At 44.5% G+C, this 1,465-nt stretch carries 3 protein-coding genes; all 3 read left to right on the top strand.

Annotation, left to right across the window (positions count from 1 at the left end; genetic code table 11):
• The first annotated feature begins 50 nt into the window (after positions 1–50).
• A complete protein-coding gene (locus tag LI074_RS16995) occupies positions 51–593 on the top strand; it encodes a group II intron maturase-specific domain-containing protein (protein ID WP_008704415.1) in 543 nt (180 codons plus the stop codon).
• Positions 594–695: 102 nt separating this feature from the next.
• Positions 696–1,208 (top strand): hypothetical protein, encoded by a 513-nt coding sequence (locus LI074_RS16990; protein ID WP_020993814.1) that lies wholly within the window; start codon positions 696–698, stop codon positions 1,206–1,208.
• Positions 1,209–1,263: 55 nt separating this feature from the next.
• Positions 1,264–1,465, top strand: a 202-nt coding sequence (locus LI074_RS16985; RefSeq protein ID WP_330597766.1) for a hypothetical protein, incomplete at its 3' end; no start/stop codon positions are given.

The following is a 1,465-nucleotide window of genomic DNA, read 5'->3' as shown; positions in this document are numbered from 1 at the left end:
TACGGTTCTGATGGGGACTCAAGGGGAGGTTCCTTGGGTCTACCTACTTTGTGGTAACATTCCAGTATAAATCGGATGCAGAGTGGTTCTATGAACATCTGAAACATAGAATGGGACACTTTGGATTAAGCCTTGAAGAAGAAAAGAGCCGTCTGATAGAGTTCGGGCGTTATGCAAAAGAAAGATGCAGAAAAGCCGGAACGAAACCAGGCACTTTTACTTTCTTAGGTTTTACACACTACTGTTCCAAAAGTAGGAATGGCAGATTCAGAGTGAAGAGGAAAACCAGTAAGAAGAAGTTTGCAAAGAAGTGCAGAGAAGTAAATCTTCTGTTAGTGAAGATGAGAACATGCAGATTAAAAGAGATTATTGAAAAACTTAACCAGATACTAACTGGTTATTACCATTACTATGGAATTACGGACAATACAGAAAGTATAACGGCATTCCGATATAACATCATGAGAAGCCTGTTCTATTGTCTGAACCGGAGAAGCCAGAAGAAAAGCTATAACTGGGTAGAATTTCTAAATATGCTGGATAACAGCTATCCACTGGTAAGACCCCGGATATATGTCAATATATACGAATGATAATGTGAACGATTCGTTTCGCAAAGAGCCGGATGCGGGAAAGCCGCACGTCCGGAATTCTGTGAGGGGTGTACGACCGTAAGGGGTGCACCTACTCGACCCATGAAGAAGTTAGACGTGCAGGATCAGGTTATTCCTGATAATGTTGTCCTCCATGGGCTGAAGCAGAGAAACGGTAAATTTATTGTTCGTATTTTGGGCGTAAATGATAATCCTAAGGAGAACCGGCTGTTTGGCAGGAATCTGGATGAATTGGAAGATACACTTGGAGTGAAGTTTTGGGAGGAGAACGGACAGGCACATACCTTATGGTCTGCTGCGCTGTATCAGGAGTCAGATACAATCCGGGAGGCAACAGATGCGGCACTGGAACTTTATGAGATTGTCACAGGAGGGAAAGATTTTGACAGATCTTTATGGACTGCAGCTTCCCACAAGTCTCTCTGCGCCGGATTTAATGAGGCGGATCCGGATGCTATCATAGCATGGAATAAGCGGATGGCAGATCTGGTAACTATGGACGGGATTGCAAAGGCAATCAGAGATCAGGTTCCTGCAGGGAGTATAAGAAAGCTGCAGTCTCTGACAAAGATTCAGAAGGAATGGCTGGAGTGATACACCGCCCTATTGTAATGAAAAGGGCGGGACTGTATTAAATGTCGCTATTCTTTTGAACGGGGAGAAGCCGGTAGAGGTGACACTGGAGAGGATTCCTGAGCAGAAGGTTGTTTTTGACAGCCGGGATATGGATGTTCATGGAGAATTTGACACGATTAAACCTTTGCAGGCAACAGGCGACCCTTATGATCCATTTGCACTGCAGAAGGCTTGTCTTCTTGCCTGTGGGATCATTCCCAGGGAAGGACATACTC

It is taken from the genome of Blautia sp. MSK18_10, assembly GCF_020553185.1.
Classification (GTDB): domain Bacteria; phylum Bacillota; class Clostridia; order Lachnospirales; family Lachnospiraceae; genus Blautia_A; species Blautia_A wexlerae.
This window is presented reverse-complemented; position numbering and strand designations above follow the sequence as displayed.